Below are 7892 nucleotides of genomic sequence, written 5' to 3' on the forward strand. Positions count from 1 at the left end.
ATTCAATTTTCTACTTCTGTTCCACTCCCAACTGTGCGATTGAATAATCCTAAGCGAAATTAATCGTTTTTAAACTTTCTGTGCTTTCAAAAAATATTATTATAAAAGGGGTTGCAAAATAAAAAGAACTTTGATAATATAAATTCATCAGGATTGTTACTGGTCATGCAGGCAAAACCTATATACATACAAGTTGTTTTTTATAGCTATGGGCTAAGTATCGATTGAATGACAATTTGTATTTATATAGGTTTTTTTCATTGAGAGGGTGAGGTGATAAGGTGAAGATTCTTAAAGTCTTCAATAACAACGTGGCCTTGACGGTGGACGAATCTAATAAAGAAGTCATTGTGATGGGGAAGGGATTAGCTTTTGGTAAAAAATTCGGTGATGATATCGCAGAAGAAGTTGTGGAGAAGACCTTTGTATTAAAAGAAGAATCTGCTTCAATTTTCTCAGATCTATATGAAAGTACCAAACCAGAAGTTATTGATGCCTTATTAAAAATTGTTGATATAGCAGAAAAGAAATTGGATCTTACCTTAAAGTCAAATGTTTATATTGCTTTAGCGGATCATATTAACTTTGCGATTGAAAGACAACAAGATGGAATTATTTTAGAAAACCCGCTTTCATGGGAAGTAAAAAACTTCTATCCTGAAGAGTACGCTATCGGTTTAGAAGCGCTTGATGTCATAGCAAAGATAGCAGGGGTTCAATTTGATGAAAGTGAAGCTACCTCTATTGCATTGCATTTAGTGAATGCGAGTAAGCAAGGTGATCATCTAGAACAAACCATTAAAATGACGAAGATTGTACGGGATATTTTAAATATTGTACGCAATTATTTTGGGATTAATTTTGATGAAGAATCCATTACTTATTCCAGATTTGTCACACATTTACAATTTTTTGCGCAACGGATTGTTAAAAAACTTAATCATGGAGAAGCTGATTCTTTCTTGTTTGAACAAGTAAAAGCGTCTTATCCTAAAGCGTTTGAATGTACGGAGAAAATTAAAGAATATACTGAAAGAGTTCATCAATTTACTATCAATCAAGATGAGCAAGTTTATTTAGCAATTCATATCCAACGTTCAATTACACAAAGTCAAATAAAACAACAGAAGAATTCATATGAATAGGATCGTGACTGGTAATGCAGGCGAAACCTAGGTGGATAATCTAAGTTATGCTTATTTGGAGAGTGTTGATAGCCGGACTATCGACTTTTTCAGATGAAAGAATAGTTTAGATTATCTATCTAGGTTTTTTTCATTCTTAGGTAGTAAAATTATATAAAAAATAAAAAATAGAAAGAGGTAAGGAAAATGGCAGATTATACAGAGTTAGCCAAAGACATCGTTGAGCATGTCGGGGGAAAGGAAAACGTTAAAAGTGTTAGACACTGTATTACTAGATTACGTTTCCAATTAAAAGACGAAGGTAAGGCAGATACAGAATACTTGAAAAAACGTGATGGTGTCGTAACAGTTGTTCAAGCCGGTGGACAATACCAAGTCGTTATTGGTAATCATGTGCCAGATGTGTATGACGCTGTGTTAAAACAAGGCGTGGCAGGTGTAGGTTCAGTAGATGTTGATGAAGGCGACGATGTCGCAAATGGTAATTTATTTAACCGCTTCGTTGATTTAATGTCAGGTTTATTCCAACCATTTTTAGGCGCTTTAGCAGCTGCCGGTATTTTAAAAGGGATTGTGGCGATTTTAGGTGCTGTTGGTGGTGAAAACATTGCAGCATCTGGTTTATATATCTTATTAAATGCAGCCGGAGATGCCTTTTTCCAATACTTACCATTTGCCTTAGCGATTACGGCAGCTGGTAAATTTAAAATGAATCAATTTACTGCGATGGCCGTAACGGGAGCGTTATTATACCCAGGTATTGGAGAGCAAATTGTTGAAGGAACTAATTTTTTAGGACTTCCATTCGCATTGCCTCAAGCGGGTAGCTATTATCAAACCGTTATTCCGATTATTTTAGCGGTATGGGTAGCGTCTAAAGTTGAAAAATGGACAAAATCATGGATGCCAACGGTGATGAAATTATTTGGGGTTCCATTAATGACTATTTTACTTGCAGTGCCACTTACATTTATTGTAGTAGGACCAGTATCCAATATGTTGTCTGATTTATTATCTGGTGCATTTAATGCTTTATATAATTTTAATCCAATAATTTTTGGTGTTGTTTTAGGTGCATCATGGCAGGTATTAGTTATGTTCGGTATGCACTGGGCCATTGTACCAATGATGATCAATCAAATTGCAACTCAAGGGTTCTCAGCATTCTTCTCACCAGCGGTATTACCTAACTTTACCCAAACAGGTGCTGTCGGTGCAATTATGATGAAGACGAAAGAGGATAAAACGAAACAATTAGCAGGTCCAGCATTTGTTTCTTCACTATTTGGGGTGACTGAACCAGCTATTTATGGTTTAACTTTACCAATGCGTAAACCATTTATTATTTCTTGTATTGCAGGTTCTATCCAAGGTGGTTATGTAGGATGGGCTGGTGCTAAAATGTTCAATATGGGTGGTTTAGGAATCTTTGCCTATCCTTCATATGTAAACCCACAAAATGGTGATTTCTCTGGTGTTATTCATATGTTAATCGGTACTGCCATTGCGATTGTCGTATCATTTGTTTTAACTTACTTCTTTGGAGTGACTGAAATCTTCGGTGGCAATAAAACAGAAGCAGCGACTAGCGAAGCGACGATAACCGAAGCAACAGTTACGCCAGTGGCTTCACAATTAAAACAAGAAATTATCGCCGCACCATTATCAGGACAAGTAGTCGCATTAAAAGATGTACCAGATCAAGTATTTGCCAGTGAAGCAATGGGGAAAGGAATTGCGATTTTACCTAATAAAGGTGAAGTTGTTTCACCAGTCAATGGGGTTGTGACTACTATTTTCCCAACAGGACATGCCGTGGGGATTACTTCAGATTCTGGAGCAGAAATCTTAATCCATGTCGGAATGGATACCGTTCAATTAGACGGTAAAGGTTTCCGTGCGCATGTACAAAATAATGACCGTGTTCAAGCAGGTCAAAAATTAATTGACTTTGATATTCCAACCATTGAAGCAGCTGGTTTACCAATTATTACACCTGTTATTATTACCAACACCAATAACTATACGGATGTAATTTCAACTCAAGAAGCTGAAGTAACAGCAGGCGACTACTTAATCGATGCCATCATTTAATTTGCTTAAGTAATTTAATAGAGTAGCATTGTAGCGAATGAAGGGAGACTTTAATTGAAAAGTCAAAGCGGAGTTCGCTACAATATTGTTAGAAAACTAAAAATGAAAAGGGGTATAAGTAATGACAGTTTTTCCAAAAGAATTTTTATGGGGTGGCGCAACCGCAGCTAACCAATTTGAAGGTGCATATAATGAAGATGGAAAAGGCTTAAGTGTCCAAGATGTTACACCACATGGTGGATTTGGTCCGATTACTGAAGAACCAACAGAGGATAACTTAAAGTTAAAAGGAATTGACTTCTACCACCGTTACAAAGAGGATATTGCCTTATTTGCGGAAATGGGCTTTAAAGTTTTTCGCTTATCCATTGCTTGGAGCCGTATCTTCCCTAAAGGGGATGAATTAGAACCAAATGAAGCTGGATTGGCTTTTTATGATCGTGTATTCGATGAATTAGAAAAATATGGTATTGAACCATTAGTTACTTTATCACATTATGAAACACCTTTACATTTAGCACGTGAATATAATGGCTGGGCTAACCGTGATTTAATCTCATTTTATGAACGCTATGTGCGCACAGTGTTTGAACGTTACCAAGATCGTGTAAAATATTGGTTAACCTTTAATGAAGTGAACTCTGTTTTACATGCACCCTTTATGAGTGGTGGTATTGTGACACCACCTGAAGAATTATCTCAACAAGATTTATATCAAGCGGTTCATCATGAGTTAGTAGCATCAGCCTTAGCGACTAAAATTGCCCATGAAATCAACCCAGAGATGAAAGTGGGTTGTATGGTATTAGCAATGCCAGCTTACCCAATGACCTCTCATCCATTAGATCAATTGGCTGTTCGTCAATTTGAAAATCAAAATTATTTATTCTCTGATATTCACGTACGTGGAAAATATCCAAATTATATCAAACGTTATTTCAAAGATAATAATATTGAAATTCAATTTGCTGATGGAGATGAAGAATTATTATTAAATCATACGGTTGATTTTATTTCATTCTCTTACTATATGAGTGTAGCCCAAGCGCATAATCCTGAAGAATATAGTTCTGGTAAAGGAAATATTTTGGGTGGCATCACCAATCCTTACTTAGAAGAATCTGAATGGGGATGGCAAATCGATCCCGTTGGTTTACGCTTGGTGTTAAATGATTTCTATGATCGTTATCAATTGCCATTATTTATTGTTGAAAATGGATTAGGCGCGAAAGATGAGTTAGTAGAAGGTCCAAATGGCCCAACGGTTGAAGATGATTATCGTATCGATTATTTACAAAAACACTTAGTACAAGTAGGTGAAGCTGTAAAAGATGGTGTTGAAGTAATGGGTTATACGACTTGGGGATGCATCGACTTAGTGTCAGCTTCAACTGCGCAAATGAGTAAACGTTACGGCTTTATTTATGTAGACCGTCATGATGATGGAACAGGTACATTAGCACGTTATAAGAAAAAATCATTTGATTGGTATAAAGAAGTGATTGCTACCAATGGTGAAAAATTATTTGAGGAGCAATAATATGAATAAAAAAGTAATCTTCCTAGATGTAGACGGGACCATTACCAATTATTCAAACCAAATTCCAGTTTCAACGATTGAAGCAATCCGTCAAGCAAGAGCGAATGGTCACCTAGTTTTTACGGTGACCGGTCGTTCTAAGGCGGAAATGTATGATGAGATTTTAGATATTGGGTTTGATGGCTATATTGGCGGCAATGGATCCTATATTGAATTGGGTAACCAAGTTCTCTTTGAACAAGTTGTCGATTTTGATGATGCCAAAGCAATTGTCGATTGGTTACATGATCAAGGATTAGAATTTTATTTAGAATCAAATTCAGGTTTATATGCCTCAGAGAACTTTGTCGAGCGTGGTACTCCGGTGATGATTGAATACTCACGTTATAAAGGACAAGAGAATGCTGAGCAAACAACTGTTGATTCTGCATTTCCAGACATGATCTATGGAGCGGATTTATATCGTCATGATTTAAATAAAGTGTCATTTATCCTAGATTCTTACCAAAACTATTTAGATGCCAAAGAAAAATTTAGTCATCTTAAAGTAGGTACTTGGGGTGGAGCAGGTGAAAAAGCCTTATTCGGTGATATCGGAGTGGCACAAATTGATAAAGGGAAAGCCATTGATTTACTATTGAAACATTTAAATATAAAGCGTGAAGATACCTTTGCTTTTGGTGACGCTAAAATCGATATTCCGATGCTACACTATTGTGCTGTAGGAGTGGCTGTGGAATCTGGTGGCGATGAAATTAAAGCAATGGCCGATTACATTACCGATGCAGTGGATGATGACGGTATTTATAACGCTTTTAAACATTTTGGTTTAATTTAATGCAAAGGATGGTGGCCAATGAAAAGGTTATTTTTAATGCGCCATGGTCAAACTTTATTTAATTTACAAAAACGAATACAAGGAGCTTGTGACTCGCCTTTAACTGAATTAGGCATTCAACAAGCTTTAGCGGCTAAGCAATACTTTGAAGAACGTCAGATTCAATTTGATGCTGCTTTTTCGTCAACACAAGAAAGAGCCAGTGATACTTTAGAGTTGATTTTACCTGGCCAAGATTACACACGCTTAAAAGGCCTTAAAGAGTGGAATTTTGGCGAATTCGAAGCTCAACCGGAATTCTTAAATCCCAAACGTCAACCTGGTGCTAAAAGCTATGGTGATTATTTTGTCGCGTATGGCGGTGAATCAGCAGATGAAGTAGCTAGCGCATGAAGGAAACTATCATGAATACACTAGATAAAGTTGAAGGTGACAATATTTTAATGGTTTCTCATGGCGGAGCCATGTGGGTGCTGTATCTCTTAATAGATTTACTAAAAGAGCCAGTACCGATTATGCCAAATTGTGGCATTTATGAATACACTTATGACAATGGGCAATTTGATATCGTTCAGATTATTGACCCAATTGCAGAAAAGATTTATCGAATATCAGAGGAGGAGAAAAATGTCAGAAATAAAAACATTTCCTGAAGGATTTTTATGGGGTGGCGCAACAGCCGCTAACCAATGTGAGGGTGCTTATAATGTTGACGGACGTGGATTAGCAAACGTTGATGTCGTGCCTATCGGTGAAGACCGTCTTGCAATTATTACCGGTGAAAAGAAAATGTTTGATTTTGAAGATGGGTATTTTTATCCAGCAAAAGAATCAATCGATATGTATCACCGCTTCAAAGAAGATATTGCTTTATTCGGTGAAATGGGCTTTAAAACCTATCGTTTATCCATTGCATGGACACGTATTTTCCCAAATGGTGACGAAGAAGAACCGAATCAAAAAGGATTACAATTCTATGAAGATTTATTCAAAGAGTGTCATAAACACGGCATTGAACCATTAGTGACGATTACTCACTTTGACTGTCCAATGCACTTAATTGAAAAATATGGTGGATGGCGTAACCGTAAAATGTTAACGTTCTACGAACGCTTATGCCGTACTTTATTTACTCATTATAAAGGGTTAGTTAAATATTGGTTAACCTTTAATGAAATTAATATGATCTTACATGCACCATTCATGGGGGCTGGATTATATTTTGAACCAGGAGAAGATAAAGAGCAAGTTAAATACCAAGCGGCTCACCATGAGTTGGTAGCTAGCGCTCGCGCAACACAAATTGCTCATGAAATTGACCCAGAAAATAAAGTAGGCTGTATGTTAGCAGCTGGACAATATTATCCTAATACAGCTCATCCAAGAGATTATTGGGAAGCAATGAAAGAAGACCGTGAAAACTACTTCTTCATCGATGTCCAAGCACGTGGCGAATATCCAAACTATGCATTGAAAAAATTTGAACGTGAAAAGATCAAGGTTGAAATGACGGAAGAAGACTTAGCATTATTAAAAGAACATACCGTTGACTTCATTTCATTCTCTTATTATTCAAGTCGTGTAGCATCAGGGGACCCAGCCGTTAAAGAAAAAACAGCCGGAAATATTTTTGAGTCACTTAAGAACCTTTATTTAGATGCATCTGAATGGGGCTGGCAAATTGACCCATTAGGTTTACGTATTACGATGAACGCTATCTGGGATCGTTATCAAAAACCACTGTTTATCGTCGAAAATGGATTAGGTGCGGTTGACACACCAGATGAAAATGGTTATGTAGAAGATGACTACCGTATTGAATACTTAAAAGCACATATCCAAGCAATGCGTGATGCGATTAATGAGGACGGCGTCCCATTATTAGGTTATACGACGTGGGGATGTATCGATTTAGTTTCAGCTGGAACAGGTGAGATGAAAAAACGTTACGGCTTTATCTATGTAGACCGTGATAACCAAGGTAACGGAACCTTAAAACGTACCAAGAAAAAATCATTTGATTGGTATAAAGAAGTCATCGCAACCAACGGCGCAAGTATCGAATAAAGTGTGAAAAGTTGCGTTTAGAAATGGAACACTGGAGAACATAGCCTGCTGTGCGACTCGCGCACAAAGGAACTTTTCGAAGTGAAGGTTTTTTCTGCCTTTCAGAGCCGGATTACATAATGTGCGATGAATCGCCCATTATAATTTTGATACCTGTATTAATTTAACAACTCCTAAATAACGGCTCTATACTTTTTGGTGTGGATTT

At 36.9% G+C, this 7892-nt stretch carries 5 protein-coding genes and 1 pseudogene; all 6 read left to right on the plus strand.

The genetic code is table 11. From position 1 onward, the window contains the following. Positions 1-281 precede the first annotated feature (281 nt). The 6 genes and pseudogenes from licT to HMPREF2811_RS09820 all read left to right on the plus strand — a co-directional run bounded on the left by licT (position 282) and on the right by HMPREF2811_RS09820 (position 7684). Positions 282-1145: a BglG family transcription antiterminator LicT gene (gene licT, locus HMPREF2811_RS09795; RefSeq protein ID WP_071409165.1), complete on the plus strand. Its 864-nt coding sequence runs from the start codon at positions 282-284 to the stop codon at positions 1143-1145. Positions 1146-1331: 186 nt separating this feature from the next. Then, positions 1332-3239 (plus strand): beta-glucoside-specific PTS transporter subunit IIABC, encoded by a 1908-nt coding sequence (locus HMPREF2811_RS09800; RefSeq protein WP_071409166.1) that lies wholly within the window; start codon positions 1332-1334, stop codon positions 3237-3239. A gap of 121 nt (positions 3240-3360) precedes the next feature. Beyond that, on the plus strand, positions 3361-4779 hold the full coding sequence (locus tag HMPREF2811_RS09805; protein WP_071409167.1) for a glycoside hydrolase family 1 protein: 1419 nt from the start codon (positions 3361-3363) through the stop codon (positions 4777-4779). A 1-nt stretch (position 4780) separates the two neighbouring features. Continuing rightward, positions 4781-5617 carry an HAD family hydrolase gene (locus tag HMPREF2811_RS09810; protein WP_071409168.1) on the plus strand — a complete coding sequence of 279 codons (837 nt, stop codon included), beginning with the start codon at positions 4781-4783 and terminating at the stop codon, positions 5615-5617. Positions 5618-5635: 18 nt separating this feature from the next. Beyond that, positions 5636-6270: pseudogene (locus HMPREF2811_RS09815) on the plus strand (histidine phosphatase family protein). Further along, entirely contained in the window at positions 6245-7684 is a 1440-nt protein-coding gene (locus HMPREF2811_RS09820; protein WP_071409169.1) for a 6-phospho-beta-glucosidase, read from the plus strand. Before HMPREF2811_RS09815 ends, HMPREF2811_RS09820 begins: the two are co-directional and overlap by 26 nt. Positions 7685-7892 lie beyond the last annotated feature (208 nt).

This window comes from Globicatella sp. HMSC072A10, assembly GCF_001811625.1.
Lineage (GTDB): Bacteria > Bacillota > Bacilli > Lactobacillales > Aerococcaceae > Globicatella > Globicatella sanguinis.